Genomic DNA, 16,941 nt, shown 5'->3' with positions numbered 1-16,941 from the left:
CGAATAAAGTATGATCCTCATGAAAAACACTTCATGGGGATCTTTGTTATTATAAAAACAACAAACCATGCTAATAAAAATATACGAAGACAATCCGAACGCTAAAGCAATAGCTCAAGCTGTGGACATATTAAAAAAAGGAGGAGTAATTATCTACCCTACGGATACCGTGTATGGAATTGGCTGTGATATAACCAACCATAAAGCAATTGAACGTGTATGCCAAATACGCGGATTAAATCCTGATAAATCAAATCTTTCGTTCATCTGCTATGATCTTACCGAGATATCAAGCTTCACAAAACCATTTGACACAACTGTCTTTCGAGTGTTAAAGAAGGCTTTACCAGGTCCTTTTACGTTTATTTTCAATGCCAGTGGGCAAGTACCGAAACTACTTAGTTCTAAGAAAAAAACAGTTGGTATTCGCGTTCCAAATAATAATATTGTTCGGGAAATTGTAAAAGAATTGGGCAACCCTATCATCACCTCTTCCATTCATGACGAGGATGAGATAATCGAATATTCGACTGATCCGGAACTTATACACGAAAAATATAAAGAATTGGTAGATCTTGTTATAGACGGCGGTTATGGTGACAACGTCGCTTCAACGGTGATCGATGTTACCTCTGGTGATTTCGAAGTTATTCGTGAAGGTAAGGGCGATATCGAAGATTACCTTTAAACCCGAATATAACAAATTCATTTGAAACAAAAGTAGATTATGGCTTTTGTAATGAGGCAAAAATATTCTTGTTAAGACGCCGCGGATCTATGTTCGCTCCTTCAGTAATAGTTAATCAGAGGGCTATAAAATTATAAACTCTTCAATGATAACATGCCCAACATATTCATTAACCCGACCAATAATTTGTCTACGCATCATAGCAAGCTCGTTTTTTATAACCGCTGATTCCACCTTTACAAAAAGCTTTTTCTCGTGAATATATATTTTTTGTGTACGATTAGCAATCGCTTTTCCAATGATAGCTGGCCAAGCGCCAACAATAGAGGATTCGTCAAATTTCGACCGTAAACGATATACGTCAATCCACTTTTCAATCGCTACCTTAATTCCAACGTCATCTCGTGTCGGGATCTCATCAAATTTCTTTTTATACATCGATCGCACCTCCTTTAACTTCAAAAATACAAATTGGCTGAGCTATTTCGTCAAAAATTCGCTTAATTCTTTTCCCATCCGTATCTGTAAGAAAGATCTGCCCAAATTCGTCGTCAGAAACCAACTGCATAAGTTTTTTAGTACGATGTTCGTCAAGCTTATCAAATATATCGTCTAAGAGCAATAGAGGTTTTGTACTCTTCTTGTCACGTAGATAACTATACTGAGCGAGTTTTAGAGCAATCAAAAATGATTTTTGTTGGCCTTGGGAACCAAATTTTTTAAGCGGCATTCCATCGTGAATCGTAAATAATAAGTCATCTTTATGGATTCCTTGAGATGTCCGTTCTAAAGCACGGTCCTTCTCAAAATTAATTCGAAGAAGTGATTCCATATCATTCTCCATCAGTGGGGATTCGTAAGTTAGGGTAACCAGTTCGGCATCGGCACTCAAATATTGGTAGTAACGCTGAAATTCTGGAAGGAACTCTAACATAAATTCCTTTCTTCTATTAAAAATACGTTCCCCCACTTCCGTAAGTTGAAAGTTTAATATCTCAAATAGTCCTAAGTCCAGCATACCTTTTTCACGAACCTGCTTTAGCAACGTGTTACGCTGTAAGAGGATCTTGTTATACTGTATTAATAGGTCTAGATAAAAATTATCCGTCTGTGAAACTACATTGTCTATGAATTTTCGACGTTCCTCACTTCCTTCAACAATAATAGAAGTGTCATTCGGGGAAATCATAACTATTGGAAACTGTCCTATGTGATCGGCTAAGCGGATATAATCCTTTTTGTTTTTTTTAAACTGTTTTTTTTGATTCCGCTTTAAGCTACAAGCAACGATATCCGACACGTCGTTCTTCTGAAAGGTACCTTGGACCATGAACCAGTCTAAACCTTTTTTGATATGTTGAGAGTCGATAGGATTAAAATAGGATTTACACAGCGCCAAGTAATGAATAGCGTCGAGTAAGTTCGTTTTTCCTGCACCGTTGGCACCGGAAAAGGCGTTTACCTGAGGTATAAATTCAAGAAAAGTTTCCGAATAATTTTTAAAATTTAAAACAGAGAGTTGCTTCAACCACATGGTATACCAAAATAAGTAGCAAAATTAACAAATGTATACCACTATCTATTAAGTTTAAAACAAATAGCTGAATCTATGTATAACGCGGATTATTTCACTTCTTCAAAATCAACAAACTCGCCGGCAGTTTCGGTACCTTTTCGCGGTTTGCTTTCTTCAACTGGTACATAGTCAACGCGAACCTCTCCTTCATGTTTGGGTTTAGCCTGCTGTTTAAATTGACTATAAGGATCGCTGCTAGTATACTGATATTGTCCAGTTCTCCCACCTGCAGAAGATTGTTGAGCGTTACGCATCAATCGCTCAGTAACCTTACGTAATGCAAAGGGCATTACCAAGCGCAATAAAAATCGGACTGCGTAAAATATAATAAAGAAAATTGCTATAAATTTCAAAAATGCCATATCTAAAACCTTTGTACCAAAAATAATAAAAATCCGATAAAAGTTCCGTCAATAGAATGTCAGCAAGAGCTTGGTTAACATTAATTAACCACTATCAACGATCTAGCACGAAAAATCACATGTCATTTGCCCGAACGAGCGTTAACTATTTAACTTTCGTATAGCTTCCTGTATCGCTCGTGCGAATTCCTCAGCTTTGTGAGAACCAATAATATACACCAATCCATCCTTATCTGTCAGCCAAATAGCATCTTTTCCTCCAGAGTAAAACCGGATTTTACCGTTTTTATGTAAGTTATATACAGGATTATTAAAAATAAATGTGCTATAGGGTCTGAGCTCGACCTTCTTTATATTAAAGAGATCAATTTTAACCAATTTCGATGACCAAAGTCCACTTAATATTAAAAATTTACCATCTATAACCGTTTTGTAATGCACCATATATATCATCAGCATTGACACGATAATAATTCCTACTCCAACAATAAAGAATAATTGCTGAGATGGTAGGTGCTCTATATTCAAATAGCTTGCGATAAAACAAAACAATACTAAGATTAAACGTACACTAATCCATGTTGCATCTCGCCCTAAATATTGCTTTTCCTGAAAAAGATAATGTCCACCCATAATGCCTAATTGGATTCTATAATATATACTTTTCTTGTGCGTTCGGTAATGCGATATCGATTATCTAACCGATATTTGGCTATCCAAATTATATCACCATTTCCATTTACTAATATCGGAACACGTTTCTTCTGAAACAAATCTAACTTTTGCTGAACAAAAAAATCGCTTACTTTCTTCTTTCCTGTCATTCCTAGGGGATAAAATACGTCCCCAAATTGCCATAACCGTAACTGCAGTGGAAATATAAGAAGATCATAATCAATTTGGGCGATAGACTTGTCAGATAGAATATGTCGATCTTCACTCGTGGTTACGAAAAAACGCTCACCGGAGAAAGACACTTGATTCGTGTTTTCATTCAAATATATCGTTGGGCTTTCGACAAGCTCACTCTGCCTGGGACGCATCCTCAAATACTCTCTATCGAGCAAAAGTTCGTATTTTCTCGATTGGAAAACCTTTCCTGCAATTCCATCGAAATTAACTTGTAAATCCTTTAACACTTCAGGAGCGAAGTCAAATTCACGAAATAGCTCATACATCAGCGGCGTGTTGTCAATATAGTCACGTAAAGCTTCTCTGTTGATCGTGTATAACTCGCCATCCCTCTGAAAGAGCTTTACGCGAATTGGTTTAACGAAATATTCTAAAAGCTGAACAGACTGGTGAAATCTATCCATATTCTCCACCATAATGTTCTCAAATTCCGGAGTAAGCTCTTTAAATTTTGGAAGAATGTCTAGCCTAAGCTTATTTCGCAAGTACTTAGTAGAGAAATTGGATTGATCGTCTCGGAAAGGAATTTCGAGACGATTGACTTCTTCAGTAATCTCTTGGGACCCAACAAACAGTAAGGGTCGAATGATATGTCCTCGTCGCGGCAATATCCCTTGCAAACCAACAAGTCCTGTCCCACGACATAAGTTTAAAAATGCTGTTTCAATATGATCGTTACGGTGCTGGGCCACAGCAATCCATTCCCCGTGTAGCTCCTGACGCTTTTGCTCAAACCACTTATATCGTAACTCACGAGCAGCCATCTGTATAGAAAGGCAACGCTCGGCAGCATATTTTTTCGTCTGAAAATGCTCAATCACATAGCTCACTCCCCTCTTTTTAGCAAAATCAACAACCAACTGCTCATCTAAGTCAGAATCTAGTCCTCGTAGACCGAAATTACAATGCAGAATTATACAATTATATCCTGCATCCAAGAAAAGGTGGGCCATGAGCATCGAGTCACGGCCACCACTGACCGCAAGTAAAATCTTATCTTTAAGCCCCACTGAAAGTGGGTTCTGTAGATATTTTCGAAACCGGGTCATGATGTGCATATACCAAAGTTAAAATTTTAAATTTGACCAAAAGTATTTCTTATGAAAATTTATCCTTTAACAAAAATTTGCTAATTAATTAGTTATTTTTGCCATCGTGAATCATTATATACTTTCGATCCTCTGCGTATTCAGTATTTTCTGCGCCTACGCTCAGAACCCTGGCTCTCAACGTCCCGGCACAACAGAGGATCGTCTCACGCTTATTTCATCCCGCAACGTAATTATCAACTCCAAAACGGGGCGTTCGATATACTATAATGGTGTTTTCGAGCATAAAGGAAGCACGCTTTCCGCAGACAGCAGTTACATGTATGAAGACGAGTTAAAAAGACAGTTTTTCGAAGCCTTTGGAAATGTTGTAATTACACAACCTTCAGGAACTGTTATTTATTCGGATAAATTGCATTATAATGCAGCGCCACAAATCGCAACCTTAACCAATAGTGTACGAATGGTGGATAAAGGATCGACGCTAACCACCAACCATTTGGTATACAAAATGCGTGATCAGATTGGCACCTATACCGGTGGGGGACGTATAATCACCGGCACTGACACAATCACTTCAAAAAACGGATATTACTTCGAGCGCTCTCAAGATGCGTATTTTAGAAATAAAGTTGTTGTTCGCTCTCCAGACGTAAAAATCTATACAGATACCATGCGTTATAATTCTACACAGCGAACTACCTATTTTTTCGGCCCGACAGACATCAAAGGAAACGCAGGCGAGAACCTATACACAGAAAAAGGAAATTATCAAACAGAGAATGGTATCGCAAAATTTTCATTAAATAACCTGTATAACAGCGGCTCTAAATTCCTTAAGGGAGATAGTTTATATTACGATCGAGCTACAGGGATTGGTAAGGCCTATAATAATGTTGTTTTTGTAGACACCATCGACAAATTCTACGCTTATGGAGGCTACGGATTATATGATCAATCAAGCGAGTCCATTACAATGACCGACAAACCATTAATTATTACTGTCGTTAAAAATGACTCGCCAGGAACTGACTCCAATAAAACCATTATCGATACCACGGCAAGTTTGCGTTTACCGGAAAACAAGACGGTCGAAGCTAATCCCCCCCCTCCAATAGAAATTTCGCAAGACAGCGTGAGTAATAAAAGTTCCACTTTAGCTGTGTCCAGCGTGAAAAAAGAGGCAAGCACAGTAGATTCGGTATATATGACCGCGGACACCCTGTATTCACAGATGATCATGCTAAAAGACTATGTGGCACTCAATTTCAATTTAGACAGAAATGGCGGAGCCATTGAAATCGATGACGAAATTGATTATGGAAACGAGGACGATTATACAGATTTTCAGAATGATAGCCTAGCAACAGATTCAACAACAAAAAATACGGCGTATACGTTACGAACTGATAGTGTTCATCTAGATGCCAACCTTTCAAACGTTATATCTAAACCTCAATCAGATACGACTCACAACGAAAAAAATAAGAGTATCACTAAAACAGAAACCACTCCACCAGTTCATGTCGCAAAAGACACAGATATCGCAATAAGTTCGGCGATGAAACAAGATTCCATCATCAGAAGAAAAGCGATAATCCCACACGCGGCACAGGCTGACAGCATAATCAACAACGCCCTTATTACTGCACAGACGACAGATACAGTCACTCCGGACACCAGTAATCCAGCCTATCTCGACACAGCACGCACAAGAATTGTCAAGGCGTATTATAACGTTCGAATGTTCAAGTCAGATCTCCAAGCCGTTGCGGATTCGGTATATTATGGCATGGCGGATTCCATGTTCCGATTTATGGGTCGACCGATGATCTGGGCAGAAGGGTCACAGATTTCATCGGACACCATTTACATGCAAGCATTAAACCAGAGGTTAGACAATGCACTGTTGGTTGGCAATGCATTCATGGTAAACGCGGTGCTAGACACATTGAAATTTAACCAATTAAAAGGTAGGAAAATTACAGCGTTCTTTGCCAATAACGCAATCGATCGCTTATATGTTGACGGAAATGCTGAAAATCTAATTTTTTCAACCAATGATTCGACGAATACCATCACAGAGATGTTTCACGATCGCGGAGCCCGTATCAAGATAAAGATGGAAAACAAAAAAATAATTGACTATATAACAATCCGTAAAGTTGATCAACGGGTATATCCATTTAGACTCGTGACACAAGAAAACGAGGTCCTACCCGGATTTACTTGGCGACCTCAAGATAGACCAAAGTCAAAAGAAGACATGATCAATCGAAAACGAGAGATCGTCCGTAGCCCTATGCAGGAAGCCTCAGACAATACAAAAAACACTCCTGAACCGCAAGAGATAGACCTTAACGACGACGTTCCTGATCAATCACAAAAGTCATCTATCAAAGACACTACGTCGGATCATAGTTCAGCAGAATTGCTAAACTCCGATACATTAACAAGAAAAACAATCATAGCCAAACCTCCAATAAAAATAAAGCAACAATCTGATACATCGAAAAACGGCAAAAAACAGCTATTAAATTAGTTGTTTTTTGCCGTTTGAATTTCAAATTTCAACACAACGACTCTTAGAAGTGCTTTAAAAAGTCAGCTAATTTCTGAACTGCAATTGCCCGATGACTTATTGAATTTTTCTGTTCTGCAGACATCTCAGCAAAGGTTTGATCATGCCCGTCTGGAATAAAAATAGGGTCATAACCGAAACCAGAAGTTCCACGTAGCCTATCAATAATCACCCCTTCAATTGATCCTTCGAAAAAATATTGCTGTTCGTTTAAATAAAGGGAAATTACGGTTTTAAAGCGCGCTGCTCTATTTGTCACCCCTCGTAACTTAGACAACACTAAACCTATATTTTTGTCCATATCACGCGTCCCTGAGTACCTCGCAGAATAAACTCCGGGCTCACCATTTAAAGCATCAATTTCGAGACCCGAATCATCTCCAAAACAAAAAAAACCGTATTTATTCACTAAAAAATCGGTCTTCTGCTTTGCGTTCTCAAAAAACGTTGTTCCAGTTTCGGGGATATCGTCTGTACAACCAATATCGGCCAACGATTTTAAAAAAAACTTATCTTCAATAATGGCTTGTACTTCCTGAAGTTTATGCGCATTGTTAGTCGCAAATACTAATTCGAGCATTTTTTTGAAATTGTAATTATAAGTTAGTCGATGCTCCTCAAATTTTAGGCTCCAATAAATGTCTTAAATTCATTCCAGAAAAGCTTCTTCTTGGACAGGTCAGAAAACATTTCTTCGAAACTAAAGGTGTTAAAAACAACGGACACGCGACCCTTCATATAAGAGTTATGCGCTATTAACGGTAATTTTAACGACCTAGGATCAACCCCAAGTAAAGTTATTTTCTTGGGTTGAAAAAATTCCATGATAAGCTTCCAATCATTTGGATTATCAGGATTAGCCAAATTCACGATAGCGACGTTTGCCATCGTCAAATTCAGGGCGCCAATGGTTTTCACGAAAGCAGCTTCAGCTTCAGGAGAAAAATAAGGATATTGAGGATAACGAAGAATAAACAATACCCCTGTGGTCCGATCGCCACGGTACTCAAAAAGATCCTTTGCGCTCAACGGCTCAACAGAGGCAGTCTGTAATGATTGACCAGTCGAACTGTCTTTAACCTCTTCCCTAATTGAAAACAGAGCTTCACTCATTAAAGTTTGGAGTGCAATAGGGTTTTTTGTTATTAAGTTCATCAACCAATCCTTTTTCAAAAAAAGCACCCCCTAGTTTCAAGTAGATAGCACTAAGGAGCTCCAATTCTATAAATTAAAAAATTATTGTCCTAATACGTAAGCAAAAATCAACGGGGCAACGATTGTTGCATCAGACTCAACTACGAACTTAGGCGTATCAATATCTAATTTTCCCCACGTAATTTTTTCATTTGGAACTGCTCCAGAATATGACCCATATGAGGTTGTAGAATCTGAAATTTGACAGAAATAAGCCCAAAAAGGAACGTCTTCCCACTCCAAATCTTGGTACATCATTGGCACAACACAAATTGGAAAATCTCCGGAAATACCACCTGCAATTTGAAAGAACCCCACTCCTTTACCTCCAGAATTAGCGCGATACCATTCCGTTAAATAAATCATATATTCGATACCAGACTTCACGGTGCTTGCTTTTAATTTACCTTTAATTACGTTCGAAGCAAAAATATTACCGGTCGTAGAGTCTTCCCATCCTGGACATACAATAGGTAAGTTTTTCTCGGCGGCAGCAACAATCCAAGAATCCTTCGGATCAATCTCATAATATTGCTCTAACACACCAGAGTTTACGACTTGGTAGAGATATTCGTGTGGAAGATAGCGTTCACCTTTCTGCTCCGCTGTATTCCAAACGTGTTCCAAATGCTTTTGCAAGCGACGGAACGCTTCCTCTTCTGGAATACAAGTATCAGTTACACGATTAAAGTGCTGATCAAGCAATTCCCGTTCTTGTTCTGGTGTCAGATCACGGTAGTTAGGAACACGCTTATAGTGTGAATGTGCAACTAGATTCATTACGTCTTCTTCCAAGTTCGCCCCTGTACATGAAATAATATGAACTTTATCTTGACGAATCATCTCAGCGAGTGAAATCCCTAATTCTGCCGTACTCATTGCACCGCCCAACGAAATTAGCATCTTTCCACCTTCTAATAGGTGAGTTTCATATCCTTTAGCCGCATCAACCATCGCGGCGGCATTGAAATGCAGATAATTTTTCTCCAAAAATTGGGAAATAGGACCTTTTTGTGTACTCATAGTTTCAAATTTTCAATTCTGAAACAAAGATACATAATCGGAACGATTTGCCATACAATACTGGAGTGAACATACTCATACTGATCATTAGATCTCCCTTTTAGAAAGTTAATAGATCTTCAGAGAAGACAAACACTTTATGGACACGTTTATACAGTCCAGGATTCACACCTATCAAGGAACGATTGCTCAACATCAGCACCTATTCCTGGGGAATCTTTTATAGAAACACGATAACCGTCATATTGCGCACCGCCAATAACTGGATCCTCCAAGTGACCAACCATACACGTGTCAAGATCGAAAAACTTCACATTGGGCGCAGCATATGCAAAGTGAACTTTTGCAGCTAAGGCTAAACGGGATTCAAGCATTCCTCCGATCATACATGGCACGTTATACTCCGCAGCCACAGTTTGTATTCTCAACGACTCCGCTATTCCAGATGACTTGGAAAACTTAATATTTATATAATCACAACCATCTTGCCGACAGAGGCGTTCGGCATCGTGCCAGGAGTATACAGATTCATCCGCCATAATCGGTATAATGGTTTGGGTACGTAATTCGGATAAACGATGATCATTGTAAGTACGCATTGGCTGTTCACAAAATTGGATCTTAAACGGCTCTAGCCCTCGAAGAGTTTCAACAGCATCCTCATAGGACCATCCTTGATTTGCGTCGATGCGAATAGGAATATCAAATCCAACGGCTTTTCGAATTTCACGAATTCGCATAATATCATCTTGCGGATATTTACCTAGTTTAACTTTTAAAGCTTCAGCACCTCGCTCCTTTAACAGAGAGGCTTTTTGAGCCATTACCGATGGTTCACCGATTCCTAATGTAATGTCTGTAATAATTTCTCGAGGCTTTCCTCCTAAAAACCGATACAAGGGAACACCAGCGTATTTTGCAGCAAGGTCATACAAAGCCATGTCAAATGCAGACTTCACTGTACTGTTCCCAGCGATATATAAAGCCAGCTCAGCCATACGCTCATGAATCATTAATGGGTTTTTTCCCTTTAATATCCTACCAAAATCACGCGCTAGCACCAAACATGTATCCTGCGTTTCTCCAACGATCATCGGGAAGGCAGAGCATTCCCCTACGCCGTAATGTTCCGTATCGGTGCGGATCTGAATAAATATGTTTTGTGCATAATCCATCGTTCCTGTTGCAATAACAAATGGCTCCATTGGTATGCTTAAACGAAAGACTTTTACTTCTGTGATTTTCATAAAAATGAATACTTTTTGAACGAGCTAATATACAAATTCCCCTTGTTATTAGTCCTCCGCAGTTGGTTCAAACTACGTCCCTTAAATTAAGGATAAACTGCGCCTAGGTTTATTCGCTGTGCTAGTCTAATAGCAGAAGGATATTCACTCGAACCACATTCCAGCAAAAGAGAATACAATATCAATAAAAAAACAGGCTAAATTTATCAATAAAATAACATTATCGAATTTAATTTACAATATTTACAATAAAAACTAATTTTTATTCGTATATTAGCAACCAAATATTTTGAGGAGAAGATGATAAACGAAAGATTACCGGAACAAGGATTGTATAATCCCGACTTTGAACACGACGCTTGTGGAGTAGGTTTTGTGGCACACATCAAGGGAGAAAAATCACATCAACAAGTAAAAGATGCGTTAACTATGCTCGAAAACATGGAGCACAGAGGCGCTTGTGGCTGTGATCCTGAAAGCGGAGACGGTGCAGGTATAATGATCCAATTGCCACACGAATTTTTGTGGGAGGAATGTATCAACATTGGAATTCAACTAGAAGAACCGGGATATTACGGCACAGGAATGTTGTTTCTTCCCAAAGATGAAGAAACGAACGCGATTTGTCGTAATGCTATTATCGAGGCGACAGAAGACCGTGGAATGAAATTTCTTGGGTTCCGAGATGTACCGGTGAATCGCGACGGAATTGGAGTTACGGCGTTGGGTGCAGAACCGGAAATCGTTCAATTTTTTGTTTCTCGTCCAGATGGCGTTTCAACCACTGAAGATTTCGAACGAAAATTATTTGTATTACGACGTTTGATCATCCAAAAAGTAAAAGAACACCAAGAATATCCGTTACCATTATATATCGCTTCGTTATCGTGTCAAACAATAATTTACAAAGGTCAGTTGACAACATATCAGGTTGGTTCCTACTTTGAGGATCTACGTGACCCTCGCGTTGTTTCAGCTTTTGGACTTGTGCACTCCAGATTTTCAACGAACACTTTCCCTTCTTGGTCATTGGCTCAGCCGTTTCGCAACATTGCCCATAATGGAGAAATCAATACACTTACCGGTAACTTAAACTGGTTTTACGCGGGAGCGCGATCATTATCATCCCCTTATTTTTCCGACGAGGAGATGGAAATACTACTTCCTGTAGTTGATCGCGGACAATCGGATTCAGCGTGTTTGGACAATGTCGTTGAACTCTTATTACATACGGGTCGCAGTCTACCACACGTCATGTTGATGCTGGTACCAGAAGCCTGGGATGGCAATACACAAATGGATCCTCTAAAAAAAGCATTTTACGAATATCATGCTACATTGATGGAACCTTGGGACGGACCTGCTGCATTATGCTTCACGGATGGGAAAATTATTGGTGCAACGCTCGATCGCAATGGACTTCGTCCTTTACGCTATGCAGTCACATCTGACGAACGCGTAATCGTCGCCTCCGAAGCGGGTGCACTTCCTATTCCTGAAAGTATTATCATAAAAAAAGGACGTCAACAACCTGGAAAAATATTCGTTGTAGATATGCAACAAGGATGTATACGTTCCGATGAAGATATCAAAAACGAGCTGATAAATAAACAACCTTACGGTGATTGGATCGATCGATATAAGATTCGAATGGACGAGTTGGAAACTCCTCGGGTTACTTATACCTATCTGAAAAAAGAGTCCGTTTTCAAATACCAACAATCCTTCGGTTACTCGAGAGAGGATCTTGAAACTATCCTTACACCGATGGCCTTAACTGGCTATGAGCCGATTGGTTCCATGGGAACCGATGTTCCGTTAGCGATACTTTCGGATCAACCACAACACCTTTCTAGCTACTTCAAGCAATTTTTCGCTCAAGTAACGAACCCGCCGATAGATCCTATTCGTGAACGACTAGTTATGAGTTTAGCGACGTTTATAGGGAACGCTGGTAACATCTTAATTGAGGATAAAAAATTCTGTCATTGCGTTACACTGGAGCATCCAATTCTAACTTCGAGTGAATTAGAAAAACTTCGTTCCATTGATACCGGAATATTCCAGGCAAAAACTTTACAGTTATATTTCAAGGCAGATGGGAAACCCGGCTCTTTGGAAGCCGGAATTGAACGTCTTTGCCGTTATGCAGATGATGCAGTACGTGATGGATTCGAAGTGATTATTCTTTCCGATCGTGCCATAGATTCACAACACGCAGCGATACCATCTATACTCGCGGTATCCGCTGTACACCATCACTTAATAAAGACCGGAAATCGAGGAGCTGTCGGTTTAGTGGTGGAGGCTGGTGATGTTTGGGAAGTACATCATTTTGCTTGCCTTTTAGCCTTTGGAGCCACAGCAATCAACCCCTATATGGCTTTAGCCTCTATACGGACAATGAAAGAACTTGGACAAATTGACACCGAGTTGGATTGGGAAGATTTAAAGAAGAACTATGTTAAGGCAATATGTTCAGGGCTCTTGAAGATCTTTTCTAAAATGGGCATTTCAACGTTACAGTCCTACCACGGCGCACAAATTTTTGAAGTACTAGGAATCGACATATCGGTAGTTGACAAATACTTCTGTGGCTCGGTTTCTCGTATTGGTGGGCTAACGCTTGATGATATAGCGAAAGAATCGCTTGCAAAACACTGGCGTGCATTTGGAGAATCTCGTACAGAGAAGAAACTACTCCCTGAAGGTGGTATCTATCAGTGGAAGCGTCGCGGCGAAGGGCATTTATGGAGCCCAGAGACCGTACATTTACTACAAAAGGCCTGTCGTGGAAATGACTACGAATCATACAAACAATATGCTTCGATCATAAATAATCAAAAAGAACGCATGTTCACCCTACGGGGGTTACTAGACTTCGCAAAACACCGCACACCGGTTCCAATTAATGAAGTAGAACCTATTGAAAACATCATGAAAAGGTTTGCTACTGGCGCGATGTCCATGGGATCGATTTCGACTCAGGCTCATAGCACGTTAGCCATTGCAATGAACCGCATCGGTGCAAAAAGTAATACTGGTGAGGGAGGTGAAGACGCCGCCCGCTTTGAGCGTTTACCGAACGGAGATTCTATGCGGTCAGCTATCAAACAAGTTGCTTCGGCCCGTTTCGGAGTAACTTCCCACTACCTTACCGAAGCTGATGAAATACAAATAAAAATGGCACAAGGTGCTAAGCCAGGAGAAGGCGGTCAACTCCCTGGGCACAAGGTTAACGATTTTATTGCTAGACTTCGCCATGCAACTCCAGGAGTCGGTCTAATCTCTCCTCCCCCTCATCACGATATCTATTCCATCGAGGACTTAGCCCAACTAATCTTCGATTTAAAGAATGCAAATCGAAAAGCAAGAATAAACGTGAAGTTAGTATCCAAGGCAGGTGTTGGAACTATCGCTGCAGGTGTTGCTAAGGCGCATGCTGATGTGATCTTAATCGCCGGGTTCGATGGAGGGACAGGCGCATCTCCTGTAAGTTCGATCAAACATGCCGGATTACCGTGGGAACTAGGACTAGCTGAAGCTCACCAAACGTTGGTTCACAACAAACTTCGTAGCCGTGTTGTTTTACAGGCTGATGGCCAAATGAAAACAGGAAAAGACATTGTCATCGCCACATTACTTGGAGCCGAAGAATGGGGAGTCGCTACTGCAGCACTAATTGCAGGTGGGTGTATTATGATGCGTAAATGTCATTTGAATACGTGTCCTGTTGGCGTAGCCACACAAGATCCTGAACTACAAAAATTATTCTCAGGTAAACCCGAAGATATTGTAAATCTATTCCGCTTCTTGGCTGAAGAAATACGCGAGACAATGGCACAATTGGGATTCCGTACTATTAACGAAATGGTTGGTCGTGCACAATTCTTAAAAAAACGCGAAAATATTGATCACTGGAAAGCATCAAAAGTCGATTTTTCGAAAATCCTTTATGTTGCAAGAAACGAACCCTCAGAAAGTTTGCATAACACACAGGAACAAGACCACGGATTAAGCATGATCCTCGATTGGGGATTACTAACACAAGCGAAAACCGCGTTAGAATCAAAATTACCAGTATTTGGAACGTTCAAGGTAAAAAACACTGACCGTACTATTGGAACCATGCTCTCCAACGAAGTTTCCAAGAATTATGGCGCAGAAGGTTTACCAGACAATACCATCAACTTTAAATTCGAAGGATCCGCTGGTCAATCATTCGGCGCTTTTGGTGCAAAAGGCCTTTCTTTTGAACTTGAAGGTGAAGCTAATGACTATGTCGGAAAAGGTTTATCGGGCGCACAGCTAGCTATCTACCCGACCGCGGACAGCCCTTTAACAGCCCACGATAATATTATCATCGGCAATGTAGCTCTTTACGGGGCGACCTCGGGTCACTTGTTCATTAACGGTATGGCTGGTGAGCGTTTTGCTGTGCGAAACTCTGGAGCTACTGCCGTCGTTGAAGGAATCGGGGACCATGGTTGCGAATATATGACAGGTGGACGTGCATTAATATTAGGACAAACCGGTCGAAACTTTGCGGCAGGTATGAGCGGAGGAATCGCATGGATATATGACATCGCTGGCGATTTCCGTGAAAACTGTAATCAAGAGATGGTTGACCTTGACCCTCTGGACACAGAAGATGAGACAGCGATTATTGCATTATTAAAACGACACACCAACTTGACAAACAGTGACAGGGCGAATTTCATATTGGAAAACTGGACACAACAGAAGGGTAAATTTGTAAAAGTTTTCCCTCGCGAATATAAAAATGTATTGCGTAAAAAATTAATCGAAGCTTAATCTAAGAGGAGGAACATATAATGGGAAAACCAACAGGATTTTTAGAATTTGAGAGAGCACTTCCTCAGAAAGACTCTGTAGAAAATAGAAAACAAAATTATCAGGAATTTGTCCAACCATATTCCACAGAACAATTAAACGATCAGGCGGCACGTTGTATGAATTGCGGCATCCCTTTTTGCCATTCTGGGTGCCCGCTAGGCAACGTTATTCCAGAGTTCAATGACGCCGTTTATGATGCACGTTGGGAAGAAGCGTATAATATACTCGTTTCGACAAATAACTTTCCGGAATTCACTGGCCGGATTTGTCCGGCACCATGTGAGGCGGCTTGTGTACTCGGTATTAACAAATCTCCGGTAGCGATCGAAGAAATAGAAAAACATATCATCGAGATCGCCTATAAGAACAATTTTGTACAACCAAACCAGTCATACATCAAAACTGGAAAACGTGTTGCCGTAGTGGGTGGAGGACCGGCTGGTCTAGCTGCTGCTGCACAATTGAACAAAGCAGGTCACGACGTTGTACTTTATGAACGTGATGACAAAGTTGGAGGATTATTACGTTACGGGATACCTGACTTTAAACTTGATAAAACGATAATCGATCGTCGGATAGAAATCATGGAACGATCGGGAATTGAATTCCGAACCAATTCGGAAGTGGGGGCGAATGTTCCTACCAGTGAGCTTAAGGAATACGATGCTGTCGTTTTATCTGGTGGTTCGACTATTCCACGCGACTTACCAATTCCGGGTCGCGATCTAAAAGGCGTCCATTATGCAATGGAATTCTTAAAACAGCAAAATAAACGTGTCGGTAACTCACCCATTGAAGTCGAAGAAATTCATGCCGCGGCAAAGGATGTTTTAGTAATCGGCGGAGGCGATACTGGATCTGATTGCGTAGGAACTTCAAACCGTCATGGGGCAGCAAGCGTAACACAGTTTGAGCTAATGCCACAGCCTCCAACACAGCGGACTGATGCTATGCCGTGGCCGACCTATCCGATGTTGTTAAAAACAACAACCTCTCATGAGGAAGGCTGCCAACGACATTGGAGCATTAGTACTAAAGAATTTCTTGGCGACCAAAACGGAAATGTACGGGCCGCCTTAGTAGTAGATTTAGAATGGGAGGTGGACCATCTCGGACGACCAACAAAATTCAAAGAGGTAGAAGGATCACAACGTGAACTTCCATGTCAGCTTGTTACATTAGCCATGGGTTTTCTCCACCCTCAGCATGATGGATTACTTCAACAGTTGGGTGTAAAACTTAGCGATCGAGGAAATGTGGATGCAAAAGAAGGAGAATATAAGACCTCAGTAGACAATGTCTTCGTAGCAGGCGATATGCGTCGTGGCCAATCACTTGTAGTGTGGGCGATTTCTGAAGGTCGAGAATGTGCAAGAAAAGTGGATGAGTACCTTATGGGTTACTCAGAACTTGAATGCAAGGATAAATCAGTCTCATACGCTTAGTTTCATA

13 protein-coding genes are annotated in these 16,941 nt (G+C 40.5%); 4 read left to right on the top strand and 9 right to left on the bottom strand.

Annotated features, from left to right (window positions below):
• Positions 1–67 precede the first annotated feature (67 nt).
• Entirely contained in the window at positions 68–688 is a 621-nt protein-coding gene (locus tag HP439_RS00280) for an L-threonylcarbamoyladenylate synthase (protein WP_172388323.1), read from the top strand.
• 123 nt (positions 689–811) lie between these two features.
• On the opposite strand, the gene HP439_RS00275 is transcribed toward HP439_RS00280, so the two are convergent.
• The 5 genes from HP439_RS00275 to tilS all read right to left on the bottom strand — a co-directional run bounded on the left by HP439_RS00275 (position 812) and on the right by tilS (position 4,596).
• A complete protein-coding gene (locus HP439_RS00275) occupies positions 812–1,126 on the bottom strand; it encodes a DciA family protein (protein ID WP_172388322.1) in 315 nt (104 codons plus the stop codon).
• Entirely contained in the window at positions 1,119–2,222 is a 1,104-nt protein-coding gene (gene recF, locus HP439_RS00270) for a DNA replication/repair protein RecF (protein ID WP_172388321.1), read from the bottom strand. Before recF ends, HP439_RS00275 begins: the two co-directional genes overlap by 8 nt.
• Before the next feature lie 89 nt (positions 2,223–2,311).
• Positions 2,312–2,626 carry a DUF4834 family protein gene (locus HP439_RS00265; protein WP_172388320.1) on the bottom strand — a complete coding sequence of 105 codons (315 nt, stop codon included), beginning with the start codon at positions 2,624–2,626 and terminating at the stop codon, positions 2,312–2,314.
• Positions 2,627–2,767: 141 nt separating this feature from the next.
• A complete protein-coding gene (locus HP439_RS00260) occupies positions 2,768–3,259 on the bottom strand; it encodes a hypothetical protein (protein ID WP_172388319.1) in 492 nt (163 codons plus the stop codon).
• A 5-nt stretch (positions 3,260–3,264) separates the two neighbouring features.
• Complete coding sequence (gene tilS, locus HP439_RS00255; RefSeq protein WP_172388318.1) at positions 3,265–4,596, bottom strand: tRNA lysidine(34) synthetase TilS; 1,332 nt, start codon at positions 4,594–4,596, stop codon at positions 3,265–3,267.
• A gap of 97 nt (positions 4,597–4,693) precedes the next feature.
• Between tilS and HP439_RS00250 the strand changes: the two genes are divergently transcribed.
• A complete protein-coding gene (locus tag HP439_RS00250) occupies positions 4,694–7,129 on the top strand; it encodes an OstA-like protein (RefSeq protein WP_343043492.1) in 2,436 nt (811 codons plus the stop codon).
• Positions 7,130–7,172: 43 nt separating this feature from the next.
• Here the strand turns inward: HP439_RS00250 and rdgB are convergent, their stop codons facing one another.
• From rdgB to HP439_RS00230, 4 genes are all read right to left on the bottom strand, one after another.
• Entirely contained in the window at positions 7,173–7,748 is a 576-nt protein-coding gene (gene rdgB, locus HP439_RS00245; protein ID WP_172388317.1) for an RdgB/HAM1 family non-canonical purine NTP pyrophosphatase, read from the bottom strand.
• A gap of 44 nt (positions 7,749–7,792) precedes the next feature.
• Entirely contained in the window at positions 7,793–8,323 is a 531-nt protein-coding gene (locus HP439_RS00240; protein WP_246229110.1) for a hypothetical protein, read from the bottom strand.
• 81 nt (positions 8,324–8,404) lie between these two features.
• Positions 8,405–9,385 carry a deoxyhypusine synthase family protein gene (locus tag HP439_RS00235; protein WP_172388315.1) on the bottom strand — a complete coding sequence of 327 codons (981 nt, stop codon included), beginning with the start codon at positions 9,383–9,385 and terminating at the stop codon, positions 8,405–8,407.
• A gap of 149 nt (positions 9,386–9,534) precedes the next feature.
• On the bottom strand, positions 9,535–10,632 hold the full coding sequence (locus HP439_RS00230) for a mandelate racemase/muconate lactonizing enzyme family protein (protein WP_172388314.1): 1,098 nt from the start codon (positions 10,630–10,632) through the stop codon (positions 9,535–9,537).
• 300 nt (positions 10,633–10,932) lie between these two features.
• On the opposite strand from HP439_RS00230, the gene gltB reads away from it, so the two are divergent.
• Together gltB and HP439_RS00220 are read left to right on the top strand one after the other, a co-directional pair.
• Positions 10,933–15,447 carry a glutamate synthase large subunit gene (gltB, locus tag HP439_RS00225; protein ID WP_172388313.1) on the top strand — a complete coding sequence of 1,505 codons (4,515 nt, stop codon included), beginning with the start codon at positions 10,933–10,935 and terminating at the stop codon, positions 15,445–15,447.
• A 20-nt stretch (positions 15,448–15,467) separates the two neighbouring features.
• Positions 15,468–16,934 (top strand): glutamate synthase subunit beta, encoded by a 1,467-nt coding sequence (locus tag HP439_RS00220; protein ID WP_172388312.1) that lies wholly within the window; start codon positions 15,468–15,470, stop codon positions 16,932–16,934.
• The last annotated feature ends 7 nt before the right edge of the window (positions 16,935–16,941 follow it).

The organism is Sphingobacterium shayense, from assembly GCF_013179575.1.
Classification (GTDB): Bacteria; Bacteroidota; Bacteroidia; order Sphingobacteriales; family Sphingobacteriaceae; genus Sphingobacterium; species Sphingobacterium shayense.
Note: the sequence above shows the minus strand (reverse complement) of the source record. Positions and strands in the feature narration are given on the sequence as shown.